The sequence below is a fragment of the Streptomyces sp. ISL-36 genome (assembly GCF_018614205.1).
Lineage (GTDB): Bacteria > Actinomycetota > Actinomycetes > Streptomycetales > Streptomycetaceae > Streptomyces.
In genome coordinates, this window is record NZ_JAGGOS010000130.1 from 13,598 (window position 1) to 40,025 (window position 26,428).

The window sequence follows — 26,428 nt, forward strand, 5'->3', positions numbered from 1 at the left end:
ACGCGCCGCCGTAGAACGTTCAGGACATCAAGGTCCCGCGACTGGCGGCTTCTGGAAGGAACACCCGAAAGTGAAGCTTTCGCGCAAGAACGGGCTTCGCGCCACCGCGATCGGTGCCCTCGCCGTCTCCGGCGCCCTGGTCCTCACGGCGTGTGGTTCGGACGACAACACCTCCGCTCCCAACGGCGACAAGACGTCCGCCGCCGCCTCGAACGTCAAGTGCGACGGCGCCAAGGGTCAGCTCCTCGCCGCGGGCTCCTCCGCGCAGAAGAACGCCATGGACGTGTGGGTCAAGAACTTCCAGGCCGCATGCTCCGGCGTCGAGATCAACTACCAGGCCATCGGCTCCGGCGGCGGCATCACCAAGTTCAACCAGGGCCAGGTCGCCTTCGCGGGCTCCGACTCGGCGCTGAAGGACGACGAGGTCGCCGAGTCGCAGAAGATCTGCAAGGGCGGCAAGGGCGTCAACCTGCCGATGGTCGGCGGCCCGGTCGCCATCGGCTACAAGCTGGACGGCGTGGACAACCTGGTCCTGGACGCCTCCACCATCGCCAAGATCTTCGACAACAAGATCACCAAGTGGAACGACCCGGCGATCGCCAAGCTCAACCCGGGCGCCAAGCTGCCGGACTCCACGATCCAGGCCTTCCACCGCTCCGACGAGTCGGGCACCACCCAGAACCTGGGCAAGTACCTCTCGACCGCCGCCGCGGCCGACTGGAAGCACGACCCGAAGTCGAAGTCGTGGCCCGCCCAGGGCGGCCAGGCCGCCAACGGCTCCTCCGGTGTCGCCACCGCCGTCAAGGACGCCGAGGGCTCCATCGGCTACTTCGAGCTCTCCTACGCGGCCGCCAACAAGATCTCCACGGTCAGCATCAACACCGGTGCCGCGACCCCGGTCGCCGCCACCTCGGAGAACGCCTCCAAGGCGATCGCCGCCGCCAAGATCAAGGGCACCGGCAGCGACCTGGCCCTCTCCCTCGACTACGCCACCAAGGCCGAGGGCGCCTACCCGATCGTCCTCGTGACGTACGAGATCGCCTGCGACAAGGGCAACAAGGCGGAGACCCTGCCGACCCTGAAGGCCTTCCTGAACTACACCGTCAGCGAGGAGGGCCAGAAGGTCCTCTCCGAAGCCGGCTACGCCCCGCTCCCTGCCGAGATCGCGACCAAGGTCCGCGAGATCGTCCCCACCCTGTCCTGACCCCCGGCCGGAGCCGGTCCGTCACTCACCTCCGACGGACCGGCCCGGCATCCGGTGCACCGCCGCCAAGGGCGCGTACATCCGTACCCGCCCCGCAGACCGGAGAGACCGATGGTGACGACCACAACACCACCCATACGCAACAGCCGGCGCGCCAAGGGCGCCTCCCGCCCCGGAGACAAGGTCTTCCTCGGCCTGTCCCGCGGATCCGGCATCACCCTGCTGGTGATCATGGCCGCCATCGCGGTCTTCCTCACCTACCGGGCCGTCCTCGCGATCTCGCAGGACTCCACGAACTTCCTCACCACCGCCGAGTGGAACCCGGCCGGCAGCCCGCCCGCCTTCGGCATCGCCGTCCTCGCCTTCGGCACGGTCGTCTCGTCGGTCATCGCCATGGTGATCGCCGTACCGGTCGCGATCGGCATCGCGCTGTTCATCTCGCACTACGCCCCGCGCAGGCTGGCCAAGCCGCTCGCGTACGTGGTCGACCTGCTCGCCGCCGTCCCCAGCATCATCTACGGCCTGTGGGGCGCGATCTTCCTGGTCCCGTACCTGGGCGGCCTGAACAAGTGGCTCGACCAGTACATGGGCTGGACGTACATCTTCGACAAGTCCAGCGACGGCGTCGCCCGGTCCCTGTTCACCGTGGGCATCCTGCTGGCGATCATGATCCTGCCGATCATCACCAACGTGACCCGTGAGGTCTTCCTCCAGGTCCCGAAGATGCACGAAGAGGCCGCGCTCGCCCTCGGCGCCACCCGCTGGGAGGTCATCCGGATGTCGGTCCTCCCCTTCGGCCGCTCGGGCATCATCTCCGCCTCGATGCTGGGCCTCGGCCGCGCGCTCGGTGAGACGATGGCCGTAGCCGTCGTGCTCTCCCCCAGCTTCGTCATCTCGGGCCACTTCCTCGACCCGGGCGGCGGCACCTTCGCCCAGAACATCGCGGCGAAGTTCAACGAGGCCAACGAGTTCGGCCGCGACGCGCTGATCGCCTCCGGTCTCGTCCTCTTCGCCATCACCCTGCTGGTCAACGGCGCGGCCCGCTGGATCATCGGCCGCCGCAAGGAGTACTCGGGGGCCGCCGCGTGAGCGCCACGCTCGCGGCCTTCCGGCCGCAGACGACAACGACAGCCGCACCTCTGCGCCGCGCGGCCGGAGAAGCTCGCGAAGGGGGCCGAGCATGAGCAACGCCATACAGGACCGTCCGCCGGTGACCGTCCCCACCGTGCGGCGCGACGCGCTGCGGCACGCCCGCCTCCCCCGCTGGACCCCCCTGGCCATCGCCATAGGGTCGATCGCCGCGGCCGTCGGCCTCGGGCTCGCCGCCGGCTGGCACAGCCACATCCAGTGGGGCATGATCGCCGCGCTGTTCTTCGTCCTCGCCACCTACGCGATCACCAGCAAGGTGGAGGGCTCGCGCCAGGCCAAGGACCGCGTCGCGACCAGCCTCGTCTGGGTCTGTTTCGTCCTGGCCGTCGTCCCGCTGCTCTCCCTCGCCTGGGTCACGGTCAGCAAGGGCCTCGAAGTCCTCGACCCGTACTTCCTCACCCACTCGATGAACGGCGTCCTCGACGCCGAGGCCGGCGGCGGCGTCTACCACGCCCTGCTCGGCACCATCGAACAGGTCGGGATCGCCACCCTGATCGCCGCGCCGATCGGCCTGCTGACCGCGGTCTACCTCGTCGAGTACGGCGGCGGGAAGCTCGCCCAGGCCGTCACCTTCTTCGTCGACGTCATGACGGGCATCCCCTCGATCGTCGCGGGTCTGTTCATCCTCGCCACCTGGAATCTGATGCTGGGCTTCGGGCCCTCCGGATTCGCCGGCGCGATGGCCCTCGCCATCCTGATGATGCCGGTCGTGGTCCGCTCCACCGAGGAGATGCTCAAGCTCGTCCCCAACGAGCTGCGCGAGGCCTCCCTGGCCCTCGGCATCCCCAAGTGGCGCACGATCCTGAAGGTGGTCCTGCCCACCGCGATCGGCGGCATCACCACGGGCGTCATGCTCGCGGTCGCCCGCATCACCGGTGAGACCGCCCCCGTCCTGCTCCTCGTGTTCGGTACGAAGCTGATCAACCCGAACCCCTTCGAAGGCGCCCAGTCCTCGCTGCCGCTCTACGTGTACGAGCAGTACGCGGTCGGCACCGACGCCGCCGTGGCCCGCGCCTGGGCCGCCGCGCTCGTCCTGATCGCCTTCGTCATGATCCTCAACCTGGTGGCCCGCGGCATCGCCCGCTGGAAGGCCCCGAAGACCGGCCGCTGACCGCGGCCACCTGGGAAGTGAACTGATATGGCCAAGCGAATCGACGTCAGCGGCCTCTCCGCCTACTACGGCGCCCACAAGGCGATCGACGACATCTCCATGACCGTCGAGCCCCGCTCGGTGACGGCCTTCATCGGCCCCTCGGGCTGCGGCAAGTCCACCTTCCTGCGCACCCTGAACCGCATGCACGAGGTCACCCCCGGTGGCCGCGTCGAGGGCAAGGTGATGCTGGACGACGAGAACCTGTACGGCTCCCACGTCGACCCGGTCGCCGTGCGCCGTACGGTCGGCATGGTCTTCCAGCGCCCGAACCCCTTCCCCACCATGTCGATCTTCGACAACGTGGCGGCCGGCCTGCGGCTGAACGGCTCGTACAAGAAGTCCCAGCTCAGCGAGATCGTCGAGCGCTCCCTCAAGGGCGCGAACCTCTGGAACGAGGTCAAGGACCGCCTGAACAAGCCGGGCTCCGGCCTCTCCGGCGGTCAGCAGCAGCGTCTGTGCATCGCCCGTGCGATCGCGGTCGAGCCGGACGTCCTGCTGATGGACGAGCCGTGCTCGGCCCTGGACCCGATCTCGACCCTCGCGATCGAGGACCTGATCGGCGAGCTGAAGGAGCGCTTCACCATCGTCATCGTGACGCACAACATGCAGCAGGCCGCCCGCGTCTCGGACCGTACGGCCTTCTTCAACCTGGCGGCCGTGGGTCAGCCGGGCAAGCTGATCGAGCTGGACGACACCGAGCGCATCTTCTCCAACCCGAGCGTCCAGGCGACCGAGGACTACATCTCGGGCCGCTTCGGATAAGCCGCTCCCCCAGACCGTCCTGCGGTGCTGCATGGCGGTGCCACCGCAGGACGAAGGGCCCGGCTCCCCCACAGGGGAGCCGGGCCCTCACCACGTCCGGAGCGGTCGAGGCGGTCGAGGCGGTCGGGGTCAGCCGCCGTCAGCCGCCGTCAGCCGAAGACCAGCTGGACCACGAAGTAACTCACCGCCGCGACCAAGGCGGCCGCCGGCATCGTGATGAACCAGCCCAGGATGATGTTCTTCGCGACACCCCAGCGCACCGCGTTCACGCGCTTGGTGGCGCCCACACCCATGATCGCCGAGGTGATCACGTGCGTCGTCGAGATCGGCGCGTGGAACAGGAACGCCGAGCCGAACATGATCGAGGCACCGGTCGTCTCCGCCGCGAAGCCCTGCGGCGGGTCCAGCTCGATGATCTTCCGGCCGAGCGTCCGCATGATCCGCCAGCCACCGGCGTACGTACCGAGCGAGAGCATCACGGCGCAGGCGATCTTCACCCACACCGGGATGGCGTCGCCGGCCTGCTGCACATCGGCGATGACCAGGGCCATCACCACGATGCCCATCGTCTTCTGGGCGTCCTGCAGACCGTGGCCGAGCGCCATGCCCGCCGCCGACACCGTCTGCGCGATACGGAAGCCGCGCTTGGCCTTGTGCGGGTTGGACTTGCGGAAGACCCACATGATCAGGCACATGACGAGATAGCCGGCCACCAGGCCGACGACCGGCGAGATGAACATCGGGATGACGACCTTGTCGAGCACGCCCGACCAGATCACCTCGGTGCCGCCGGCCAGCGCCGCGCCCACCATGCCGCCGAACAGGGCGTGCGAGGAGGAGGACGGCAGACCGAAGTACCAGGTCACCAGGTTCCAGATGATCGCGCCGACGAGCGCGGCGAAGAGGATGCCCATCCCCTTGTCGCCCTCGGGCGTCGCGATCAGGCCCTCACTGACCGTCTTGGCCACCCCGCTGCCCATGAAGGCACCGGCGAGGTTCATCACCGCCGCCATCGCCAGCGCCGCCCGCGGGGTCAGCGCCCGGGTCGAGACGGAGGTGGCGATGGCGTTGGCCGAGTCGTGGAAGCCGTTCGTATACGTGAAGCCGAGCGCGACACCGATGGTCACGATCAGGGCGAAGGTGTCCACGAAGCTCAGGACTCCTTGACCGCGATGGTCTCCACCGTGTTCGCGACGTGCTCGAAGGCGTCGGCGGCCTCTTCCAGCACGTCCACGATCTGCTTGAGCTTGAGCACCTCGATGGCGTCGTACTTGCCGTTGAAGAGCTGCGCGAGAAGCTTGCGGTGGATCTGGTCCGCCTGGTTCTCCAGCCGGTTGACCTCGATCCAGTACTCGGTGAGGTTGTCCATCGTCCGCAGGTGCGGCATGGCCTCGGCGGTCAGCTCCGCCGCGCGGGCGAGCACCTCGATCTGCTGCTCGACACCCTTGGGGAGCTCTTCGACGTTGTAGAGGACGACCAGATCGACGGCCTCCTCCATGAAGTCCATGATGTCGTCGAGGGAGGAGGCGAGGTTGTAGATGTCCTCGCGGTCGAAGGGCGTGATGAACGAGGAGTTCAGCTGGTGGAAGATCGCGTGGGTGGCGTCGTCACCGGCGTGTTCCGCTGCCCGCATCCGCTCCGCGATCTCGGCCCGGGCGGAGGGGTCCGCTCCGAGCAGTTCCATCAGGAGCTTCGAGCCCGTGACGATGTTGTCCGCGGACGCGGCGAACATGTCGTAGAAGCTCGTCTCCCTGGGGGTCAGACGAAATCGCACGTGGGGTCCTCGGGGTGCTGGGTTTCGGTCAGGCTGATGCTAGGCGCATCATCCGGCCACGGCTAACCGGCGTCCCCTCAGTGTCGCCCATCAGGCACAGTGACATGCACGGGCCCCCGCCCGGATCGGCGGGGATCGGTACCATATACCCACGAGGGGTATACACCCCTTTCTGGACAACGGGAGGACGCGATGACGACCACCGAGGCGGCCGAGGTCACCCCCGACACCGTCGAGCCGGCCGACCACGACCACGGCGTGCACGGCTACCACAAGCAGAAGGACGAGCACCTCAAGCGGCTCCGCCGCATCGAGGGCCAGATCCGCGGGCTGCAGCGGATGGTCGACGAGGACACCTACTGCATCGACATACTCACCCAGGTCTCCGCGTCCACGAAGGCCCTGCAGTCGTTCGCGCTCCAGCTCCTGGAGGAGCACCTGCGGCACTGCGTGGCCGACGCGGCGCTGAAGGGCGGCGACGAGATCGAGGCGAAGGTCGAGGAGGCCACCAAGGCCATCGCGCGGATGATGCGTACCTGAACCGGGCCGGGCCCGGCCGGTCAGCGATCCCGGTCGGCCCGCTCGGCGCGACCGGCGTGATCGGCATGACCGGCCTGCTCGGCGTGATCGGCATGACCGGCCTGCTCGGCGTGATCGGCGGGCGGGGCGGTCTCGGCGGCCACCCTCAGTACCTCGTCGATTCGGTCCGCGCTGAGGCGCTCCCCGTCGGCCGCGGACGCCGCGATGATCAGCTCACCGCACAGCTCGATCTCGGCGAGAGCGACGCGGTCCTGTTCGGTGGGCACTGTCGCTGTACTGGGCGGAGCCACGCGCATTCACCTCTTCCTGCCGGCGTCGGTCCCCCAGCGTAGGGAGCGGGCCACACACCGCGCATGACTCGTCCGGACCATTTGGGTCTGGTCGAAGGGTGACGCGTTTCAGACCTTGATCTTCCCGGCGTAGATGTCCTTCCGGCTCGGCAGCCGTACCTCGACGCGGGTGCCGAACCCGTACAGCAGCGTCGTCGACGCGACCGCGACCGTACGGCCCTGGTTGGCGAAGCTGAACTGGTGCCGCACCTTGCGGAGCCGACCCTCGTGGTCCAGATACGCGTCGAAGGGGACGGCGTCCTTGGCGAACCCTTTCGCCGCGGCGGCCAGCGCTCCGCGCACCTGCGGGGAAGCGGCCCGGGCGGCCACCGCGATGTCCGTGACCCCGCGATAGTGGCTGACTTTCACCCCCGCGAGGTCGACCTCGCCGACGTACGCGACCTTCTGCGCGCCCCGCAGCAGTTCGGCCGCGGCGGCCGGGTCGGTGGCCCCGCCGGTGACGAGATTGCCGTCGTCGAGGGTGGTGGTGTCCACCCGCACCCACTTGTCGGCGGGGACCCCGGCGCCGCGGTTCTTCATGTAGAGCGCGCCCGGGGCGAGGAGTTCGGTGATGGGCCGGTGTTCGCTGGCCCCGGCGGCGTCCTTGGGAAGCACGACCTGGAGGTGCCCGGTGCTCCGGCGGAAGTCGTAGCCGCCCTCGCCGCGGATGGTCACCCGGGTCCCGCCGGTCGCCATCTCCATGCTCGTGCTCGCCTTGGAGGTGCCCGCGCGGCTCAGCACCTCGGCCGCGCCCCGCACGGTCGCCTTCGGATCGCCGCCCGGCTTGGCGTCCTCGGCGGCCGCACAGCCGCCGACCATCAGAGCTGCGGCGACGGCCCACGCCCCGCCCGAGCGTCCGCTCCGCACCACCATCGCCTGCCAACCCCCAACGCCGTGCCACCGCTTGCCCGGGACCCGCCCTTCCCCAGCCCTGGGACCTGGAGAGACCCGTACGCATAACGACGGTCACGACGACCCGTCACGCGCAGTACGGTGGATCCGTGCATGAGCAGTCCCCGCATCACACGACGACCACGGAACGCGGCTCGTTCGCGATCGCCCGGTGCAGCTGCGGGTGGGCGGGCCCGGCGCGACGATCGCGTGAGCGGGCCCGCACGGACGCGGCGGCGCACGAGGCCGCCCAGCAGGCGCCGACGCGTTAGCTCTTCGGCTCGCGCCGGCCCGGCTGGGGGCTAGGCGGCCAGGCCGTTCTCGCCGTTGCCGGAGCCGAGCTTGGGCTCGGCGATGTCGAGGGTCTCGGGCAGCGGGCAGCGTTCGGCCACGCGCCGGGAGCGGACGAGCCGGGCGCCGTGCCTGGAGCGGGCGATCGCGGCGACCAGCGGGTTCAGCAGGGCGTGGGCGAGCGGGGCGAGCAGCAGCGCCACCGCCGTACCGAGGGCGAAGCCACCGATGACGTCGGTCGGGTAGTGCACGCCCATGTACACCCGGCAGAAGCCCTCGGCGAAGGCGAGGGCGATGGCGGCGAGGCCGAACTTGCGGTGGGCGACGAAGAGTCCGACGCCGATGGCCATCGCCATGGTGGCGTGGTCGCTGACGAAGGAGAAGTCGGTCTTGCCGTCGACAAGGACGTCGAGCCCCTGGTGGTCGTTGAACGGCCGGGGCCGCTCGACGAACCCGCGGATGGGGATGTTCACCAGCAGCGCCACACCGGCGGCGAGCGGCGCCCAGACGAGACCCGCCAGGGCGGAGACGGAGTCGGCGAGGGTTCCGCGCCGGCGGACGCTCCACCAGCACCAGAGCGCGACGAGGACGAGCCCGAGCATGATCCCGTACTCGCCGACGAACTCCATGACGCGGTCGAACCAGGGCGGAGCGTCCTTCGCCAGCCCGTTGATGTCGTAGAGCAGGCTGACATCGGGGTTCGAACCGTCCGATGCGAGTCCAGCCATCTGCTGCGGCCCCTTGCCTTGTCACGTGAGTCGACCGTGGGCGGTCGGATCAGGGAACGAACCGCCTGAGGCGTGCGTTCCGCTCTTCCTCGACGATCACCCTGACGTTACCGAAGAGTGACACGTCGTCGCAGCTCAGGGCCTGTGGTTTACGGAGAGTTCCGGCCAATGGTCAGGTTTGCGGAAGGCGGGTCGGCAGTGCCGCCGCGCCCTCCCGCGTGACCCGGGTCGCCCCGAAGTAGTCCGGCGTGTCCATCTTCGTGAAGCGGATCACGGCCCCGGTGCGCGGCGCGTCGATCATGTATCCACCACCGACGTAGATGCCGACGTGCCTGATGGCGCGTGAGTTCGTCAAGTCGTCGGAGAAGAAGACGAGGTCGCCGGGGAGCAGTTCGTCGCGGGAGGGATGGGGCCCGGCGTTGTACTGGTCGTTGGCGACGCGCGGCAGGTCGATCCCGACACTCCGGTACGCGGCCTGGGTCAGCCCGGAGCAGTCGAATCGGCCATTCTGCGCGGCTGTTCCCGTGCCACCCCAGAGGTAGGGCGTACCGAGCTTCTGCTGTGCGAAATAGATCGCCCCCGCGGCCTGCTTCGAGGGCTCGACGCGGCCGAGGGGGCGGGCGAAGCTCTTCTCCAGGGAGCGGATGATCCGCACGTAGTTCTGGGTCTCGCTGATCCGCGGCACGCCACCGGACTTGATGACCCGGTACGCCCCGGCGTTGTACGCGGCGAGCATGTTGTTCGTCGGATCGCCGGGCACGTCCTTCACATAGCCGGCGAGTTCGCAGTCGTACGAAGCGGCGGACGGGATCGCGTCCGCGGGGTCCCAGATGTCCCGGTCCCCGTCCTTGTCGCCGTCGATGCCGTGACCGGCCCACGTACCGGGGATGAACTGGGCGATGCCCCGGGCGTCGGCGGGCGAGACGATCCTCGGGTTCCAGCCGCTCTCCTGGTAGAGCTGGGCGGCGAGCAGGGCCGGGTTGATGGCGGGGCAGAGGTTGCCCCACTGCTGCACCAGCCCCTGGTACGCGGCCGGCACGGCCCCCTTGGCCAGGCCCACCGTGCCGTTCTTGGCGTTGCCGGCGCCCCCGAAGAGCCCTGCGGCGGCGGAGTACGTTCCGACGACGAGCAGCGCGACGAAGCTCAGGCACACCCCGAGGACCCCACCGGCCACCAGCCACGCCTTGCCCGCAGCGCCCGCCCTACGCACCGTCAACCACCCCTCGGCTCTCGGCAGTCCACCGCGGCCAAGTCTAGGTGGCGGACCCGGGCTCGCGGGGGTGTACGAAGGGGGCGGATCGGAGATGTCCCGCCCGGGCCCAGGAGGTGGCTCAATTCCTCGGCGGCTTCAGGACCTCCACCAGGCTGGAGGAGCTGTCCTGCCCGTGCCCGGCCTCGACCCCTCGGCGGAAGAGGTCGACGACGGCGGCCGGAAGCGCTCCGTCGACGCCCGCGTCGGTGACGGTGTGCAGGACGTGCTCCACGCTGGCCAGCCCCATCGCGAGGCGGTCCACGTCGCCGGAGTGGTCGCCCGCGTCGACACGCGGTGCGTAGAACTCCAGGAACTGCTTCAGATCCAGGGCGTTGACGGCGTACGGAAGGAGGTCGGCGGCCTTGAACCCGTGCGCGTCGGCGAGGGCGAGCGCCTGCCAGTAGCCGCTGAGGGCCGTCCAGAACATGACCATGTTGAGCTGGTAGAAGAGCGCGGCGAGTCCGGGGTCCTCGCCGCGGTAGTCGGTGCCGGTGAGCACTTCGAGGGTGGGGCGGTGGGCCTCGAAGACGTCGCGGGGGCCGCTGTAGAAGGCGGAGGAGCCGGCTGCGCCGATGCCGGAGGGCGGTACGAGCACCCCGCCGGTGAGCTGGACGGCTCCGCGCTCCCGCGCCCAGGTGGCGGCTTCCCGCGCGCGGACGGGGGTGTCGGAGCTGAGGTTGACGAGGACCCGGCCTGCCAGGAGCGCGGGGTCGACTCCGCCCAGGACCGCGTACAGGGCGTCGTAGTCGGTGAGGCTGAGGAGCACGACCTCGTTGGCGGCGACCGCCTCGGCGGGTGACGGGGCGAGGACTGCGCCGCGCCGCACGAGCTCGTCGGCGCGGGAGGCGGTGCGGTTCCACAGGGTGACGCGGTACCCGTGGTCGAGGTAGGCGCCGGCCATGGCGCGGCCCATCGGGCCGAGCCCGATGACGGTCACGGAGTTGCTCACGGAAGCCCCTTCCTAAAACGAACGCTCTATCCAGAGCTGCGGCACGAACGTAGCACAGTTCTAAAACGAACGCTCTACTCAATGGCTCGCTACACTCGCCGCATGCAGACCAGCAGCACCGGCTCCACCCGCGACCGGATCGTCGTCGCCGCCTCCCGCCTCATCCAGCGCCAGGGGTACGTCGGCACGGGCATCAAGCAGATCGCCACCGAGGCGGAAGCCACCCTCGGCTCCGTCTACCACTTCTTCCCCGGCGGGAAGGAGGCCGTGGCCGTCGCGGCGATGGAGCACGGACGCGAGGAGTTCGCCGCGGTCCTGCGCACCGCCCTGGACGGCGAGGACGACCCCGCCGCGGCCGTCGACGCCTGCGCCCGCCTCCTGGCGAAGGAACTCCGCGCCTCCGGCTGGACCGACGGCTGCCCGGTCACCGCGGCCGCCCTGGAGACCCTCGGCTCGGACAACCCGATCCAACGCGCCTGCGCCGAAGCCCTGCTGGCCTGGCAGAACCTGGTCGCCGACAAGCTCCTCGGCTGCGGCTTCGCCGACCCCGAGGCACGCGACCTCGCGGCGACCGTCATCAACACCCTGGAAGGCGCCGAGGTCACCGCTCAGGTCACCCGCTCCGAGACCCCCCTGCTCCTGGCCGGCCGCCACCTCGCCCGCCTGATCGCCTCGTACGCCTGACGGCCGGGCCGCCGACGGGCCGCGACCACCCCAAGAGTGCAACAACGACAGTCATTGCCCGGAGTCACCCCCCGTGATACACAGAGTGACCATACGCTTCTTCGCATGGAAACCGGCCACACCGCCGCAGGTCAAGACGGTCGGATCGGCCACGTGTGCGGGAATCGGGTAAAGAGAGCCGTCAAGCCGTCACACGCGAGCGGTTTCATCAGCGAAGATAGGGCGATGACCCATGCCATGAGGCAGGGGCGACGAACTACCCAACAGGGGCGGTGAGTTACATGTACCTGGCGGCCGAAAAAGGCGACATCACCACCATCATCGGTGGAATCGCCCCGAACTGGGGGCCTTTCGGGAGCCTGGGCAATGAGGCCAAGGTGATGATCGAGGTCGTGATGGCCGTGGCCATCCTGCTCTGCCTCGGCATCGCCATCTGGGGAGCGGCCAAGCAGCGCATCGGCGCGACCGCCCTCCGGGACACGTTCAGCGCCGAGCAGGGCAAGGGCCTGATCGTCGCCGGTCTGACCGGAGTCTTCATCATCGGATCGCTGGGGACGCTGTTCACGATCGTGTACGGGATGGCTGTCTAACCACCGAGGTCACGTTCCCTGATGTCCAGTCACCACACCGCGCCCGCGCGGAGACCAGCACGGCTTCTGTCGTACCCGCGAACGGTTGAGGGGGCGTACCCGTCATGAGCCTCGGCGACGACAACGACGGCTTCGGCGGCACCGGCCAGACCCGCACGCGGCTGCCCGAGGGCGGCACCGGCGACGTCTACGGCGGCGCCCGCCGCACCCCCGTCCGCACCTCCCGCTCGCTCATCACGGTGGTCGGCGTGGTGGTCCTCCTGATCGCCGCCATCGCCTTCGCCAACCGCAGCGACAGCGACGGCACGCCCCCCTCGGGCTCCTCCCCGGCCAAGGCCTCGGGCACGGGGGCACCGACGGGGGCGACGGGGGTACGTCCGGTGACGGGCAAGAACGGCGAGATCCCATCGGGCTTCGCAAGAGACGAACAGGGCGCCCAGAGCGCGGCGGTGAATTACGCGGTGGCGCTGGGCTCTGACGGGATGTTCAACGCCGACAGCCGACACCGAATCGTGGATACGGTCTACACGCCCGAGGCGTCGTCCCGCCTGAAGGGCCCCCAGGACGCTGCTTACTCACCCGAGTTCTTGCAGAGACTGGGCCTCGATGCGGGCGGCAACGCCCCTGCGGGAAACACCTTCGTTTCCCGGACGATCCCTGTCGGCACCAAGGTCGAGGCCTTCGACGGCAACACCGCCAAGGTGTCCGTCTGGTACACGGGTCTGATCGGAATGTCCGGTCCCGGCTCCACCGATCCTGTCAGCACGACATGGAAGACGTGGACGTTCGACCTGCAGTGGGCGAACAACGACTGGAAGATCGTGGCCGACAGCCAGAAGGACGGTCCGGCCCCTGTGCCGGGCGACATCGCCGCTTCCAGCGCCGACGAGATCAGCCAGGCCGTAGAGGAGTTCGGAGGCTTCACCTATGCCCGGTAAGCCTCGTCGCGCCCGATCCATCGCCGCGACGCTCATGGCAGCGCAGACGGCCGGATTCCTCTTCGCGGCGCGAGCCACCGCCGCACCCACCCCCACGCCGTCGCCGACCACGAGCAACGATCCCTGCGACCTGCTCATCGGCCCTGCCAAGGAGTACTGCTCCGAAGGCGAACCCGGTCGCTCCACCCCCTCCGGGCTCGACGACCCCACCACCGCCCTCGACCCCCTCTCCTCCCTCGCCCGCGGCTGCGCCGACGCCGCCATCTCCATCGTCGACAAGCTCTCGCAGGCCGTGAAAGAGACCGCCGACGTCGACTTCACCAACCTCGAGTTCCTCGGCCGCTACGCCATCGTCTTCGCCGCCGCCACCGTCCTCACCCTCCTCCTCTGGCTGCTCGCCGTCGCCAAGCGCGCCATCCGCGGCGTCCCCCTCACCACCGCCATCTCCGAGGCCATCGGCTTCCTCTGGCTCACCGTCCTCGCCTCCGCGTTCACGCCCCTCATCCTCTACACCGTCGTGAACGCCACCGACGCCGTCACCGAGGTCATCGCCTCCGGTACCGGGCAGCAGACCGACGTCTTCTTCGGCAGCTTCAAGGAAGCCCTGCAGAAGGGCGACAGCATCGGTGGCGGGCCCATCATGCTGATCATCGTCTCGCTGGTGACCGTCCTCGCCGCCGGCGTGCTCTACCTCGAGCTGTTCCTCCGGGCCGTCCTGCTCTACGTCGGCGCCCTGCTCGGTGTCGTCGTGTACTCCGGGCTCGTCGACAAGAACATGTGGGGCCACGTCCGCCGCTGGGCCGGGATCATGATCGCGGTCATCCTCGTCAAACCCGTCATCGTCATCGTGCTCGGGCTCGCCGGGGCGCTCTCCTCCGGTACCGGTCCCGACTCGTTCTCCGCCGTCGTGTCCGGGCTCGCGATCATCCTGCTGGCCATCTTCGCGTCCGGGATGATCTACCGCTTCGTCCCGGGCTTCGGGGACGAGATCGTCGCCTCCCGCAACAACCGGCTCCACCGCGCCGGTGAGAACGCGGCCGCCGCCGTGATCTCCTCCCCCGCCTCCCTCGTCTCGCAGGGCATCAAGACCCACAGCACCCGCGGCGACGGCGGCCAGGGCGGAGGCGGAGGCACCAACGCCGCCGCCCGGCCCGCGAACCCCCTCGCCGGCGGTGTCGCCGCCCACAGCAGCCGGGGAGGCACCGGCGGGGGTACGAGCGGGGGCGGCGGCGGAACTGTCCCCTCCGCCGCACCCCCGCCGCGTAGCAGCAGCCCCACATCAGGCACCCCGCACAGCAACCGAAAGAACTCTGGAGGTGGAGGGCGTTGACGACCCAGTCCCAGCCGGTCACGCCCCGCCGTACGTATCTGATCGGCCGTGCCCGGCCGAACGCGATCGTCGGCAAGAACCGGGAGACCGGCGAGATCGCCCTCATCATCGCCGGCGCGTTCCTCGGCATGATGAGCGGACTCCTCGTCCCCGCCCTCACCCTGCGGATCCTGCTGCTCGTCGGCTTCCCGCTGCTCGCGCTCGCCGCCGTGTACGTCCCGTACAAGCACCGCACCTTCTACAAGTGGTTCGAGATCAACCGCAGCTACAAGCGGAGCCTGAAGCGGGGCACCGCCTACCGCTCCGCCGCCGCCGAGGCCGGCACCCGGCTCGACGGGCGCGAGGTCGAGGTCGGCCCGCCCCCCGGCATCGGCCGGATCAACTGGATGTCCGCCCCCTTCGGACCCGACGAGATCGCCGTCCTCCTCCACGCCGACCGCCGCACCGTCACCGCCGCCATCGAGATCGAGGGCCCCGGCGTCGGACTGCGCGACAGCGAGGACCAGGAAGCGCTGGTGGACCGTTTCGGCACGCTGCTCAAGCACGTCGCCAACGGGGACGGCTTCGTCACCCGCCTCCAGATGCTCGCCCGTACCCTCCCCGCCGACCCCGACGCGCACGCCAAGGACGTCGCCCAGCGCGGCGACCCGCACGCCCCGGTCTGGCTCCAGGAGTCGTACGAACAGCTCCAGTCGATGGTCTCCACCTCCAGCGAACAGCACCGCGCCTACCTCGTCGCGTGCATGCACTACACCCGCGAACTGGCGGCGGAAGCCAACGCGATGGCCCGCGCCGCCCGCCAGACCTCCGGCGCCCGCAAGCTCGACCGCGACGCCGGACTCGCCGTCGTCATGGCCCGCGAGCTCACCGACATCTGCGCCCGGCTCGCGGAAGCCGACATCAGGGTCCGCCAGCCCCTCGGACAGTCCCGCCTCGCCTCCCTCGTGCATTCCATGTACGACCCGGACCACCCCATCGACCACATCCAGGCCATGACGAAGCGAAACGCCTGGCCGGCCGAGCTGGACGCGATGGAGCCCACCTACCTCCAGGCCAAGACACGGGAGTCCTCCACCCGCGCCCCCTGGTGCCACGCCACCGCCTGGGTGAAGGAGTGGCCGATGACCCCCGTCGGCGTCAACTTCCTCGCCCCGCTCCTCGTCCACACCCCGGACGTGATCCGCACGGTCGCCGTGACCATGGACCTCGAACCCACCGAGGTAGCCATCGAGCGCATGCTCACCGAGAAGACCAACGACGAGGCCGAGGCCTCCCGCCAGGCCAAGATGAACCGCACGGTCGACCCCCGCGACATCGCCGCGCACGGCCGGCTCGACCAGCGGGGTGAAGATCTCGCCAGTGGCGCGGCGGGCGTCAACCTCGTCGGGTACATCACTGTGTCGTCGCGTTCGCCCGAGGCCCTGGCCAGGGACAAGCGCACGATCAGGGCCTCCGCGGGCAAGTCGTACCTGAAGCTGGAGTGGTGCGACCGCGAGCACCACCGGGCCTTTGTGAACACGTTGCCGTTCGCGACCGGCATCCGCCGCTAGCCGCTAAGGGGCCCGTGCACATGCGAGATCCACTCTCCGCCGTCACCGAGGCGTTCACCTCCTTCCTCTTCGGGAAGGTGGAGACCACGCGGCTGCCCGTACGCACCTCCACCGGACAGGCCCAGGCCGTCTACCTCCCGACCGCCGCCCCCGGCCTCGGGGACTCCGGCGTGATCATCGGCCGCGAGGTCTACAGCGGCAAGGGCTACATCTACGACCCCTTCCAGCTCTACGGTCAGCAGCTGCCGGCCCCCCACTGGCTGGTGCTCGGCGAGTCCGGCAACGGCAAGTCGGCGCTGGAGAAGACGTACGTCCTGCGGCAGTTGCGCTTCCGCGACCGGCAGGTCGTCGTCCTCGACGCGCAGGGCGAGGACGGCGTCGGCGAGTGGAACCTCATCGCCCAGGAGCTGGGAATAACCCCCATCCGCCTCGACCCGATGGTCGCCGTCGACGCCGGAATCCGGCTCAACCCGCTCGACCCGTCGATCACCACGACGGGCCAGCTGGCGCTGCTCCGCACGATCATCGAGGTCGCCATGGGCCACAGCCTCGACGAGCGCGCCGGCTTCGCGCTCAAGGTCGCCCACGCCTATGTCAACGAACAGATCACCGACCGCCAGCCGATCCTCACCGACATCGTGGAGCAGCTCCGCCACCCCAAGCCGGAGTCCGCGGAGGCGATGAACGTCGACATAGACGACGTACGCGCCTGGGGTCTGGACGTCGCACTCGTCCTGGACCGGCTGGTCGACGGCGACCTGCGCGGCATGTTCGACGGCCCGACGACCGTCGGCATCGACCTCGACGCCCCGCTCATCGTCTTCGACCTGTCCCACATCGACCGGAACTCGATCGCCATGCCCATCCTGATGGCGATCGTCGGTGTGTGGCTGGAGCACACCTGGATCCGCCCCGACCGGAAGAAGCGCATCTTCCTGGTCGAGGAGGCCTGGCACATCATCAACAGCCCCTTCGTGGCCCAGCTGTTCCAGCGGCTGCTGAAGTTCGGGCGCCGGCTGGGCCTGTCCTTCGTCGCGGTGGTGCACCACCTCTCGGACGTCGTCGACGGCGCGGCGGCCCGGGAGGCCGCGGCCATCCTCAAGATGGCCTCCACCAGGACCATTTATGCCCAGAAAGCCGACGAGGCCCGGGCCACGGGCCGGGTCCTCGGCCTGCCACGGTGGGCGGTCGAGATCATCCCGACCCTCACCCCCGGTATCGCCGTCTGGGACGTCAACGGCAATGTGCAGGTGGTCAAACACCTCATCACCGAGAGGGAACGGCCGCTCGTCTACACCGACCGGGCCATGACGGAGTCGTCCGTCGACCCGGAACTGGAGTGGGAGACGGAGCAGCGCGCGGCCCTCATCGAGCAGCAGATGAACGATCCCTCGCAGTCGACGGTGGCGTGAGATGTCCAAGGATTCGCAGGCCCGGCACCAGCAGCAAGGGGGGATCCCGGACGGTCTGGTAGTCGGGCTCGTCGGCTTCGTCCTCGGGCTGACCGTGCTGGTGTGGACGGCGACCGGCCTGGCAGGTCTCTTCTCGAAGGGTTCCTGGCCGGCCGGGGTCACCTTCACCAGGACCCCGATGGCTGTGCGCGCCCTCATCGGCCGGCCGCAGGACCTGGCGGGCGCGTGGCCGGCCACCCCGGCGGGAGAGCTATCGGGGTACGGGCTGTTCTGGGGCCTGCTCATCGGCGAGCTGATGGTGCTGGTGGTCCTGACGGTGTTCGTGGTGGGGACGCTGGCACGGTGGAGAGCGGTACGGGCGAGCAGACGGGGCACGTACGGTACGAGTACGAGTACGACGATGGCGATGGCGGCGGCGGTCGCCCCGGGCCCGGCTCCGGCCCCCCAGCCGACGGAGGCGGTCCCGGCCCAGCCGGCCCCACCGGCCCAGGCCCCCATCCCGACCCCCACCCCGGCCCCTGCGCCGGCCCCCGCCCCGACCCCGGTCCCGGTACCGACCCCGACCCCGACCCCGGTGCCTGCGCCGGTCTCGGCCCCGGTCCCACAGCCGACTGAGGCCGTCCTCCCCTCCCCCCGTACCCCCCGCGTCCTCTACGGCGCCCCCGCCACCCGCCGCCCCGCCGCCCTGCAGGCGGTCCAGGACGCCGAGGGCCCGGTGCTCGTCGTCACCTCCGACCCCAGCCTCTGGGCCGACACCAAGGACGCCCGCGGCAAACTCGGCCCCGTGCTCGTCTACGACCCCGGGCACCTCTGTGACACCCCCGCCCGCCTCCACTGGTCCCCGTCCGACGGCTGCGAGGACCCGGCCACGGCCCAGGAACGGGCGATCGCGCTCCTCGCCCCCGTACGCCCGCCGTCCCGTCTGGACGCCGCCGTCGCCGACACGGCGGAAACGCTCCTGCGCTGCTGGCTGCACGCCGCCGCCCTGGACAACCGGCCCTTCAAGCAGGTCCACCGCTGGGCGCAGGGCACGGGCGCCCACGAGCCCGTACGGATCCTCCGTACCCACCCCAAGGCCGCCTCGGGACACGCCGGACTCCTGGAGTCCGCACTCACCGGCTACCCGGAACGTCGGGAGATCGCCCAGGAGTTGACCGCCCGGGCGCTGTCCTCGCTCTCCTCGATCCACATCAGGGAAGCCTGCACCCCCAATCGAACGGATTCCCTGACACTGGAATCTTTCGTCGCCGAAGGGGGCACGCTCTATGTGGTGGGTGAACCGATCGAGGACCCCCGCACCACCCCCGGCGCGATGCCTCTGCTCACCGCCCTCACCGCAAGCGTGGTCGAGCAGGGCCGCCGCATGGCCGCACGGTCATCCGACGGTCGGCTCGACCCACCAATGACGCTCGTCCTCGACGACGTCGCCGCCGTGGCTCCCCTTCCCCGGCTCCCGGAGCTGCTGGCAAGCGGCCAGGACCAGGGCCTGCCGACCCTGGCCCTGCTCCGCTCCCAGGAACAGGCCCGCGCCCGCTGGCCGGAGGAGAACCTCGTCCAGCCCTAGCCCGCCCCGCCCCGGCCTCCATGGCCGCCCAGCAACGCGGCAAGGGCGTCGTGCCGCTCGTACAGCCCGTCGGCGAAGCAACGAAGTGCGTCGTCCAGACGCCGCAGCGCCGCTCGATGGTCCTGCTGGTCCGCGAACACCAGCGGTATGCCGGCCTTGTTCTTGGCCAGGCCGTCGGCGAAGCCCGGCGGTACGGTCATGCCCCGGCGCAGGACGACAGAGAGGACCCATTGGCGCTCGGTGGCCGCCGTGACCAGAGGCCTGAGAGTGATGCGCTCGACGTCCTCCCACGGCGACGACCATTCCAGTCGCAGGACGCGGCAATGGAGCCCTTCCGCAGTGAGCGCGACAGAACGCTCGGCGGGAGGCTGCCTCTTCAGGATGCCGCCTCCCACCATGCCCACGACCATGCCGAGCACCAGAACCGTCAGAACCGCGCCCCCTCCGGCGAAGGCCTCCGTCACCAGGGCGCCCGGAAAGATCGACAGAAAGCCGATCAGGGTCATCCACCCTCCGAGGGTCGTGCCCCTGCCCTGCCGCCGGGCCGTGCCCGCGCGTACCTCGACCTCGTCGGGAACACCGGAAGGAGCTTCCTGCGGTTCGTGAACCTCCGCCACCGGCCCCATCGGCGGAACAGAAGGCGGACGCGCATACGCGGGGGAACCTCGACCCGTCCCGCCCGGCGCGGCGCCCCCGCTCAGCAGATCCAGCAACTCGGACGCGGACGGCCGCCGCCCCGGTTCCTTCTCCAGACATACAGCCACCACCCCGCGCAGTCCCTCCGGAACCCCCTCCAGGCTCGGCTCGTCATGCACCACCCGGTACAGCAACGCGGGCACGCTTCCCGCCCCGAACGGCCCCTCCCCCGTCGCCGCGAACGCCAGCACCGCGCCCAGCGAGAAGATGTCGCTTGCCGGCCCGACGCGGGCACCCGATGCCTGTTCGGGACTCATGAAGCCGGGCGTACCGATCACCAGGCCCGTCTCGGTGAGCGTCGTGGCGCCCTCCGCCGCCTTCGAGATGCCGAAGTCGATGACCCGAGGCCCGTCCCCGGTGACCATGATGTTCGACGGCTTCAGGTCCCGATGGACGAGACCGGCCCCGTGGATGGCCTCCAACGCCTCGGCGAGCCCTGCCGCCATCGACCGTAACGCCCGCTCGTCCAGCGCTCCCCGGCGGTCCACGAGCAACCCCAGGCTCGGCGCGTCGATGTAGTCACTGGCGACCCACGGCGTCGCCGCGTCCGGGTCGGCGTCCACGATCGGCGCGGTCCAGAACCCGCCCACCGTCCGCGCCGCCTCGACCTCGCGCCGAAACCGCTCGCGGAAACCCGGGTCCGCCGCGATGTCCGGCCGCACGACCTTCACCGCGAGGCGCCGCCCGCTGCGGGACAGGCCGAGGTAGACCCGCCCCATCCCGCCCTCGCCGAGCCGGGCCGTCAGCCGGTACGGACCGATGACCGCCGGATCATCCGGCAACAACTCCTGCACGGTTCCCCCGAGTTCGCTCGCCGCCTGCGAACCCCAAGCTTCCCAGGCGGCCCGCCGACCCAGCTAGATCCCCGTCGGCCGCCGGATCTCGTACTCCACCTCGCAGGCCGAGTCGTCCCCCGGCATCGCCACGGTCTCCTCCGTCGCCACGAACCCGAACCGCCGGTAGAACGCGCCGGCCCGCGCATTGTCCTCGTGCACGTACAGCCTCACCCGCTCGACCGCCGGTTCGGGCAGCGCCCAGGACCACTCCACGCCCGCCCGGAACAGTTCCTCCGTCAGCCCGCTCCCGCGCGCCTCCGGCCGTACGTACACGCCGACGACGTGCGTCTGGTCGACCTTCGCCGGGGTCCCGAAGCGCACCTCGTCCGAGGGCCGCTCCACCAGCACCGTGATCGTGCCCGCCCAGCTCCCGTCCGGCGCCTCGGCCACGAACTGCCGTACGCCCGTGCCGTTCTCCGACGCCCCCTCGGTCCGCTCCCGCCAGAACGAGTCGGGCCGGGCGACGGCGGTCTCGTACGTCTCCAGGAAAGCGAGATGCGCCACCGGGTCCCGGAGCGCGGCCAGCCGGATCTCGCGGGCCTTCTCCCACTCGTCGGCGCGGATGGTACGAATCAAATAGTCCATGCCCCGATCCTCGTCACCGCCGCACCCTTCTGACAAGGGCATTTCAAGGGCCGGCTGGCCCGGCGTCGTACCCCGGTACCACGCGCCCCGCCCCTCTCCCGCCCACGGTCGGACGATCCGCCCCGCCCGGCTCCGTAGCGTCGTGAACATGATCCGAGCAGAAGAACTCACCAAGCGGTACGGGGGCAGGACCGTCGTCCACGACCTCAGCTTCACCGTCCGCCCCGGCACGGTCACCGGCTGATGAGCGAGATGGCGCTGACCGCCGACCACCTGATCGTCATCGGCAAGGGCCGGCTCCTCGCCGACACCAGCGTCACCGAGCTCGTACGGGAGTCGGGCGGCGCCTCGGTCCGCGTCGTCACCCCGGACGCGGACCGCCTCCGCGCCCTCCTTCCGGACGCCCACGTCACCGAGGAGGCCCCCGACACCCTCCGTATCACCGGCCCGGACTCCGCCACCATCGGGCGCACGGCCGCGGCCCACGGCGTCCCGCTGTACGAACTCACCCCACAGACCGCCTCCCTGGAACAGGCGTTCATGGACCTCACCCACGACTCGGTCGAGTACCAAGGAGCAGCAGTCGCATGAGCACGCCCGCCTACCGGATCACCCCGGCCCGTGTCCTGCGCTCCGAGTGGCACAAGCTGTGGACGGTCCGCTCCACGTGGATCACCCTCATCGCCTCGGCCGTGTTCCTCCTCGGCGTCGGCATTCTGATGGGCGCCACCTACACCACCGACGGCGGCGACTCCGACGTCGACACCGTGGTCCTCTCCCTCTACGGCTCCCAACTCGGCGGCATCTCTCTGGCGGTGCTGGGCATCCTGGTCACCGCCGGCGAGTACTCGACGGGCATGGTCCGGGCCTCGATGACCGCCGTCCCCCGCCGCCTCCCCGTACTGTGGGCCAAGGCCGCCATCTTCACCGGGGCCGTCCTCACGGTCTCCTTCGTGACAGCCCTGGTCACCTTCCTCACCGCCCAGATCTTCTTCCACGGCACCGACCAGGCCGCCTCCCTCACCGACGACGGCATCCTGGCCGCGATCGCGGGCAACGCCGTCGGCGCCACCCTCCTCGGCGTCATCGCCCTCGGTCTCGGCGCCGCGCTGCGCTCGGTGCCGGGCGCCATCGGCGCCTTCATCGGCGGCGTGATGGTGCTGCCGGAGATCCTCGGGATGCTGCCGTACGACGCGATGGACACCGCGGTCCGGTACTTCCCCACCCAGGCCGCGGGTGCCCTCGGCTCCGCCGATCCGATGCCCGGCGCGGCGGCCCCCGGCGCCGCGCTGTTCGCCCTCTGCCTCTGGGCCGCGGCGGCCCTGGCCGTACCGGCGCTGTCGCTGAAGCGCAGGGACGTATGAGGATGGCGCGATGACCACGGAGGACACCGGGCTCAGCCGGTACATCCAGCGCCAGGCCCAGCGCGTACGGGCCTTCGACGCCCGCCGGCCCTGGGTCTGGGACGTCCTGCTGAGCGTCTTCTGGACGGGCGCCGCCCTCACGGACGCGGCGGGTGGCTGGCGGAACATCGCCCGCGACCCGTCCGTGCCCGTCTGGCTGGTGCTCGCCATGAGCCTGGCCCTCTCCGTCCCGTTGCTGTGGCGCCGTCGCCACCCGATGGCCGTCCTGGCCGTGATGGCGTGCGCCTCCCTCGCCAGCAACGTGAGCGGGGCCTTCCTCCAGGCCGGGTTCCTTCAGTTGATCGTCGTCTTCCACATCGCCCTGCGGCTGCCGCCACGCGCCCTCGCCCGGAGCCTGGCCCTGATCGTCCCGCCCCTGGTGACCGGGGCGATCCGGTTCCCGAAGGGAAGCTGGGACCAGCAGGTCGTACCGACGCTGTGGGCATACGCCATGGTCGCGCTGCTCGGCATCGCGGTCCGTTCCCGCCAGGACTACACGGCCGGCCTCGTCGACCGGGCCCGCCGCCTCGAGATCGAGCGCGACCAGCAGGCCCAGCTCGCCGCGGCGGCCGAACGCACCCGGATCGCCCGCGAGATGCACGACATCATCGGCCACAACCTCTCCGTCATCACCGGTCTCGCGGACGGCGGCAGGTACGCGGCGGCCAAGAGCCCCGAACGCGCCGCCCAGGCCCTCGACGCCATCGGCACGACGAGCCGCCAGGCTCTCACCGAACTCCGCCGCCTGCTCGGCGTCCTGCGCGACGACTCCCCGGAGGCCGTACGCGACCCCCAGCCCTCCCTGGCCGATCTGGACGAGCTGATCACGGGCGTACGGACGGCCGGTCTGCCGGTACGGGTGGAGATCCGCGACGCACCCGAGGACGGGTCTCTCCCGGCGGGCGCGCAGCTGACGGTCTACCGGGTCGTGCAGGAGGCGCTGACGAACACCCTCAAGCACGCGGGCCCGAAGGCCCGGTCAACGGTCCTCCTCGCCTACGGGGAGGACGGGTTGACGGTCGACGTGACGGACTCGGGCGGCGGCGACACGGATGCGACGGGAACGGGCCGGACAGGCGCGGGCGAAACGGGGACGGGCACGGGCCAGGGCATCGCCGGTATGCGGGAGCGCGCGGCCCTCTACGACGGCACACTCGAAGCGGGCCCGCTGCCGACCGCCGGCTGGCGGGTACGGCTCCGACTCCCCCTGACGTCCCTGAAGTCCCTGGAGCCCCTGAATCCCTGAACCCTGAGACTCTGAAAGGCTCCCTCTTGTGACGACCGTGCTCATCGCGGACGACCAGGCCATGCAGCGCTTCGGATTCCGCATGCTCCTGGAGAGCCAGGACGACATGACGGTCGTCGGCGAGGCCGGGAACGGCACCGAGGCGATCCGCCTGGTGGACCGGCACCATCCGGACGTGGTCCTCATGGACATCCGGAAGCCCGGCCTGGACGGCATCGAGGCCACCCGCCGCATCATCGCCACCGGCGCCCGCACCCGCGTCCTCATCGTCACCACCTTCGACCTGGACGAGTACGCCTACGACGGCCTGCGCGCCGGCGCCAGCGGCTTCCTGGTCAAGGACGCCCAGCCCGAGGAACTCCTGGCGGGCATACGGGCGGTGGCGAGCGGCGACGCGGTGGTGGCCCCGAGCCTCACCCGCCGGCTCCTCGACGCCTACGTCCACCACCTCCCGGCCAACCCCGGCTCGCCGGACCCCCGCACCACGGACCCACGGCTGACCTCCCTCACCGAGCGCGAACGCGAGATCCTCACCGTCATCGCCCAGGGCTGGACGAATACGGAGATCGCGGAGCGTCTGCATCTCGCGGAGTCCACGGTGAAGACCCACGTGAGCCGCATCCTGGCGAAGACGGGCGCCCGGGACCGCGTGCAGGCGGTGATCCTCGCCTACGACACCCAGCTGGTGTCACCGGCTCCCTGAACGTCGACGTGAGGCGCCCCCTTCGGCCACGGGGCCGCGCCATGTGCCGCAGGAAACCCGGCCGCGACCCGTCAGCGACTCCGGCGGGCGTTGAGCCGGGCGGCTTGGCGCGTCAGGTGATCCCGCTCGGCGAGGTTGGGTGCCTTCGCGGCCGCCTCGGCGTACAGCCGTGCCGCCGTCGTCAGGTCTCCGTCGCGCTCGTGGAGGTACGCCGTCACCGCGGCGTGCCGGGGCAGGGAGTCGTCCAGCGCCGCGAGCGCCGCCAGCCCGGCGCGCGGGCCGTCGGCCTCGCCGACGGCCACTGCGCGGTTGAGCCGGACGACCGGGTTGTCGGTCAGGCGCACGAGCTCGTCGTACCACTCGACGATCTGCACCCAGTCGGTCTCCTCGGCGGTGGGCGCGTCGGCGTGGAGTGCCGCGATGGCGGCCTGGGCCTGGAACTCGCCCAGCCGGTCGCGGGCGAGGGCCGTCTGCAGGATCGCGACGCCCTCGGCGATTGACGCGGTGTCCCACCGGCCGCGGTCCTGCTCGGCGAGCGGCACCAGGCTGCCGTCCGGCGCGGTCCTGGTGGCGCGCCGGGCGTGGTGGAGGAGCATCAGGGCGAGCAGCCCCGCCACCTCGGGATGGTCGATCGAGGCCGCGAGCTGCCGGGTCAGCCGGATGGCCTCGGCGGCGAGGTCGACGTCGCCGGAGTAGCCCTCGTTGAAGACTAGGTAGAGGACGCGCAGCACGGTGGCGACGTCGCCGGGCTGATCGAACCGCACGGCCGAGACGGTGCGCTTGGCACGGCTGATGCGCTGCGCCATGGTCGCCTCGGGCACCAGGTAGGCCTGGGCGATCTGGCGGGTGGTCAGCCCGCCGACGGCGCGGAGCGTGAGCGCGACGGCGGACGACGGCGTCAGCGACGGGTGGGCGCACAGGAAGTAGAGCTGGAGCGTGTCGTCCGCCGCGGGCGCGGGCCCCGGCGCCGGCTCCTCGTCGACGAGGTCCTCACGCCGGCGGCGGGCGGTGTCCGCCCTGGTCGCGTCGAGGAACTTGCGCCAGGCGACGGTGATGAGCCAGCCCTTGCGGTCCCGTGGCGGGTCGGCCGGCCAGACGCGGACCGCCTCGACCAGCGCGTCCTGAACGGCGTCCTCGGCCGCCGCGAAGTCGGCTCCGCGGCGGACGAGGATCCCGAGCACGCTCGGCGTGAGGCTCCGGAGCAGGGCCTCGTTCATCGGAGCGGTCACTCCGTGATGGTGGGCGGCGCGGCGAGGAACGGGCGCACCTCCAGCCACTCGTGGATCGGCTTCCCGCCCGCCCCGGGGGCGGCCGACAGCTCCCCGGCGAGCTCGACGGCGCGCTCGTAGCTGTCGACGTCGATCACCATCCAGCCGGCGATGAGGTCCTTGGTCTCGGCGAACGGGCCGTCGGTGACCGGCGGGCGCCCCTCACCGTCGTACCGGACCCACGCCCCCTCGGGGGCGAGCGCCTGACCGTCGACGAACTCGCCGGTCCCCTCGAGTCGGGCCGCGAAGTCGTGCATGTACTGCATGTGCGCCGAGATCTCCTCCGGCGTCCACTGGTCCATGGGCACGTTGTTGGCCGGAGCCGGGGCGCCTCGGTAGTGCTTGAGCAGCAGGTACTTGGCCATGGTGCTTCTCCTCGGTGCTGGTGCGACCCATTCTGGCCGCGTTCACCCCAGGGACGGAGCCACTCACCGGTTCTCGACATCGCCGGCCGAACTTTTTTTGGCCCGCGGGCAGGGCCGGGTGGGGCGGGACGCCGAGTCCGGGTCGTCATCAGCCTGCTGACCCCTGAACGCAGAAAAGCCCCGCACCATAAGGTGCGGGGCTTTCCCACAATGATTGTTCGGCGGCGTCCTACTTG

Annotated in this window: 26 protein-coding genes and 1 pseudogene; 16 read left to right on the forward strand and 11 right to left on the reverse strand. The window is 70.5% G+C overall.

All coding sequences use genetic code 11. The annotated features are described in order from the left end of the window. The first annotated feature begins 70 nt into the window (after window positions 1–70). The 4 genes from pstS to pstB all read left to right on the forward strand — a co-directional run bounded on the left by pstS (window position 71) and on the right by pstB (window position 4,268). Window positions 71–1,204, forward strand: coding sequence for a phosphate ABC transporter substrate-binding protein PstS (gene pstS / locus J7E93_RS29765; RefSeq protein WP_215073111.1), 1,134 nt, complete (start codon window positions 71–73; stop codon window positions 1,202–1,204). Between the two features lie 111 nt (window positions 1,205–1,315). Beyond that, window positions 1,316–2,293, forward strand: coding sequence for a phosphate ABC transporter permease subunit PstC (pstC, locus tag J7E93_RS29770; RefSeq protein WP_215073112.1), 978 nt, complete (start codon window positions 1,316–1,318; stop codon window positions 2,291–2,293). A 91-nt stretch (window positions 2,294–2,384) separates the two neighbouring features. Beyond that, window positions 2,385–3,464, forward strand: coding sequence for a phosphate ABC transporter permease PstA (pstA, locus tag J7E93_RS29775; RefSeq protein ID WP_215073113.1), 1,080 nt, complete (start codon window positions 2,385–2,387; stop codon window positions 3,462–3,464). Between the two features lie 27 nt (window positions 3,465–3,491). After that, window positions 3,492–4,268 (forward strand): phosphate ABC transporter ATP-binding protein PstB, encoded by a 777-nt coding sequence (gene pstB / locus J7E93_RS29780; protein WP_215073114.1) that lies wholly within the window; start codon window positions 3,492–3,494, stop codon window positions 4,266–4,268. 149 nt (window positions 4,269–4,417) lie between these two features. On the opposite strand, the gene J7E93_RS29785 is transcribed toward pstB, so the two are convergent. Continuing rightward, window positions 4,418–5,416: an inorganic phosphate transporter gene (locus J7E93_RS29785; protein WP_215073115.1), complete on the reverse strand. Its 999-nt coding sequence runs from the start codon at window positions 5,414–5,416 to the stop codon at window positions 4,418–4,420. Window positions 5,417–5,421: 5 nt separating this feature from the next. Then, on the reverse strand, window positions 5,422–6,042 hold the full coding sequence (locus J7E93_RS29790; protein WP_030240555.1) for a DUF47 domain-containing protein: 621 nt from the start codon (window positions 6,040–6,042) through the stop codon (window positions 5,422–5,424). 192 nt (window positions 6,043–6,234) lie between these two features. On the opposite strand from J7E93_RS29790, the gene J7E93_RS29795 reads away from it, so the two are divergent. After that, window positions 6,235–6,582 (forward strand): metal-sensitive transcriptional regulator, encoded by a 348-nt coding sequence (locus J7E93_RS29795; protein WP_251067282.1) that lies wholly within the window; start codon window positions 6,235–6,237, stop codon window positions 6,580–6,582. 20 nt (window positions 6,583–6,602) lie between these two features. Here J7E93_RS29795 and J7E93_RS29800 read toward each other — a convergent pair whose 3' ends face one another. The 5 genes from J7E93_RS29800 to J7E93_RS29820 all read right to left on the reverse strand — a co-directional run bounded on the left by J7E93_RS29800 (window position 6,603) and on the right by J7E93_RS29820 (window position 11,022). Further along, window positions 6,603–6,872, reverse strand: a complete 270-nt coding sequence (locus J7E93_RS29800) for a hypothetical protein (RefSeq protein ID WP_215073135.1) — start codon at window positions 6,870–6,872, stop codon at window positions 6,603–6,605. A 108-nt stretch (window positions 6,873–6,980) separates the two neighbouring features. Then, on the reverse strand, window positions 6,981–7,784 hold the full coding sequence (locus J7E93_RS29805; RefSeq protein WP_215073116.1) for a hypothetical protein: 804 nt from the start codon (window positions 7,782–7,784) through the stop codon (window positions 6,981–6,983). A gap of 320 nt (window positions 7,785–8,104) precedes the next feature. After that, a complete protein-coding gene (locus J7E93_RS29810; protein ID WP_215073117.1) occupies window positions 8,105–8,821 on the reverse strand; it encodes a phosphatase PAP2 family protein in 717 nt (238 codons plus the stop codon). 172 nt (window positions 8,822–8,993) lie between these two features. Beyond that, window positions 8,994–10,031: a bifunctional lytic transglycosylase/C40 family peptidase gene (locus tag J7E93_RS29815; protein WP_215073132.1), complete on the reverse strand. Its 1,038-nt coding sequence runs from the start codon at window positions 10,029–10,031 to the stop codon at window positions 8,994–8,996. A gap of 121 nt (window positions 10,032–10,152) precedes the next feature. Further along, window positions 10,153–11,022 carry an NAD(P)-binding domain-containing protein gene (locus J7E93_RS29820; protein WP_215073118.1) on the reverse strand — a complete coding sequence of 290 codons (870 nt, stop codon included), beginning with the start codon at window positions 11,020–11,022 and terminating at the stop codon, window positions 10,153–10,155. 102 nt (window positions 11,023–11,124) lie between these two features. Here J7E93_RS29820 and J7E93_RS29825 point away from each other — a divergent pair, with 102 nt between their 5' ends. The 7 genes from J7E93_RS29825 (at window position 11,125) to J7E93_RS29855 (ending at window position 19,090) form a co-directional block, all read left to right on the forward strand. Beyond that, a complete protein-coding gene (locus J7E93_RS29825) occupies window positions 11,125–11,706 on the forward strand; it encodes a TetR/AcrR family transcriptional regulator (RefSeq protein ID WP_215073119.1) in 582 nt (193 codons plus the stop codon). A 281-nt stretch (window positions 11,707–11,987) separates the two neighbouring features. Beyond that, window positions 11,988–12,296 carry a hypothetical protein gene (locus tag J7E93_RS29830; RefSeq protein WP_024757447.1) on the forward strand — a complete coding sequence of 103 codons (309 nt, stop codon included), beginning with the start codon at window positions 11,988–11,990 and terminating at the stop codon, window positions 12,294–12,296. Window positions 12,297–12,400: 104 nt separating this feature from the next. Then, window positions 12,401–13,234: a hypothetical protein gene (locus J7E93_RS29835; RefSeq protein WP_215073120.1), complete on the forward strand. Its 834-nt coding sequence runs from the start codon at window positions 12,401–12,403 to the stop codon at window positions 13,232–13,234. Beyond that, window positions 13,224–14,564, forward strand: coding sequence for a hypothetical protein (locus J7E93_RS29840; RefSeq protein ID WP_215073121.1), 1,341 nt, complete (start codon window positions 13,224–13,226; stop codon window positions 14,562–14,564). Before J7E93_RS29835 ends, J7E93_RS29840 begins: the two co-directional genes overlap by 11 nt. Continuing rightward, window positions 14,561–16,114, forward strand: coding sequence for an SCO6880 family protein (locus tag J7E93_RS29845; RefSeq protein ID WP_215073122.1), 1,554 nt, complete (start codon window positions 14,561–14,563; stop codon window positions 16,112–16,114). The genes J7E93_RS29840 and J7E93_RS29845 overlap by 4 nt, the downstream gene beginning before the upstream one ends. Window positions 16,115–16,134: 20 nt before the next feature. Next, window positions 16,135–17,526, forward strand: coding sequence for an ATP-binding protein (locus J7E93_RS29850; protein WP_215073123.1), 1,392 nt, complete (start codon window positions 16,135–16,137; stop codon window positions 17,524–17,526). Window position 17,527: 1 nt separating this feature from the next. Further along, a complete protein-coding gene (locus J7E93_RS29855; protein WP_215073124.1) occupies window positions 17,528–19,090 on the forward strand; it encodes a type IV secretory system conjugative DNA transfer family protein in 1,563 nt (520 codons plus the stop codon). Here J7E93_RS29855 and J7E93_RS29860 read toward each other — a convergent pair. Next, window positions 19,087–20,568, reverse strand: a complete 1,482-nt coding sequence (locus J7E93_RS29860; protein ID WP_251067284.1) for a serine/threonine-protein kinase — start codon at window positions 20,566–20,568, stop codon at window positions 19,087–19,089. The two genes, J7E93_RS29855 and J7E93_RS29860, sit on opposite strands and share 4 nt — an antisense overlap. 75 nt (window positions 20,569–20,643) lie before the next feature. Then, window positions 20,644–21,207 carry a GNAT family N-acetyltransferase gene (locus J7E93_RS29865; RefSeq protein WP_215073125.1) on the reverse strand — a complete coding sequence of 188 codons (564 nt, stop codon included), beginning with the start codon at window positions 21,205–21,207 and terminating at the stop codon, window positions 20,644–20,646. Window positions 21,208–21,447: 240 nt separating this feature from the next. On the opposite strand from J7E93_RS29865, the pseudogene J7E93_RS29870 reads away from it, so the two are divergent. The 4 genes and pseudogenes from J7E93_RS29870 to J7E93_RS29885 form a co-directional block, all read left to right on the forward strand. Beyond that, window positions 21,448–21,798, forward strand: a pseudogene (locus J7E93_RS29870) (ABC transporter ATP-binding protein); the annotation flags it as partial. Next, window positions 21,795–22,571, forward strand: coding sequence for an ABC transporter permease (locus J7E93_RS29875; RefSeq protein WP_215073126.1), 777 nt, complete (start codon window positions 21,795–21,797; stop codon window positions 22,569–22,571). The pseudogene J7E93_RS29870 and the gene J7E93_RS29875, both read left to right, overlap by 4 nt. Window positions 22,572–22,581: 10 nt before the next feature. Further along, window positions 22,582–23,856 (forward strand): sensor histidine kinase, encoded by a 1,275-nt coding sequence (locus J7E93_RS29880; RefSeq protein ID WP_215073127.1) that lies wholly within the window; start codon window positions 22,582–22,584, stop codon window positions 23,854–23,856. A 28-nt stretch (window positions 23,857–23,884) separates the two neighbouring features. Continuing rightward, window positions 23,885–24,559, forward strand: coding sequence for a response regulator transcription factor (locus J7E93_RS29885; RefSeq protein WP_215073128.1), 675 nt, complete (start codon window positions 23,885–23,887; stop codon window positions 24,557–24,559). Window positions 24,560–24,630: 71 nt separating this feature from the next. Here the strand turns inward: J7E93_RS29885 and J7E93_RS29890 are convergent, their stop codons facing one another. Together J7E93_RS29890 and J7E93_RS29895 are read right to left on the reverse strand one after the other, a co-directional pair. Next, window positions 24,631–25,776, reverse strand: coding sequence for an RNA polymerase sigma factor (locus J7E93_RS29890; protein WP_215073134.1), 1,146 nt, complete (start codon window positions 25,774–25,776; stop codon window positions 24,631–24,633). An 8-nt stretch (window positions 25,777–25,784) separates the two neighbouring features. Continuing rightward, entirely contained in the window at window positions 25,785–26,192 is a 408-nt protein-coding gene (locus J7E93_RS29895) for a YciI family protein (protein WP_215073129.1), read from the reverse strand. Window positions 26,193–26,428: the final 236 nt, after the last annotated feature.